The sequence below is a fragment of the Winogradskyella marina genome (assembly GCF_015645385.1).
In the GTDB taxonomy this organism is placed as follows: domain Bacteria; phylum Bacteroidota; class Bacteroidia; order Flavobacteriales; family Flavobacteriaceae; genus Winogradskyella; species Winogradskyella marina.
On record NZ_JADOET010000080.1, the window covers coordinates 1 to 302 of the forward strand.

The window sequence follows — 302 nt, forward strand, 5'->3', positions numbered from 1 at the left end:
CAAAAGACGAAGAAGTCTTAAACGGTCAAGATCCAACACAGTTTATAGTAAGTTACCACGATAACTTGGCCGATGCCGAAGCAGGTATGAATGGACTAGTAAGCTCATATACCAATACGAGCAACCCACAACAAATCTTTGTGACCATAACCAATAACGTCACAGGTTGTTCTATCAGTACCCAAAGTTTTAATATTGAAGTTCAAGAAGCAGCACAGGCAAATCCAAACATGGATCCAATTGTATATGAAATCTGTGATGACAATATGGAAACCGATGGTGATACTACCGACGACAGTGCA

Annotated in this window: 1 protein-coding gene; it reads left to right on the forward strand. The window is 40.1% G+C overall.

Annotation, left to right across the window (positions count from 1 at the left end; translation table 11 throughout):
• Window positions 1-302, forward strand: a 302-nt coding sequence (locus tag ITJ86_RS17715; protein ID WP_195872887.1) for a hypothetical protein, incomplete at both ends; no start/stop codon positions are given.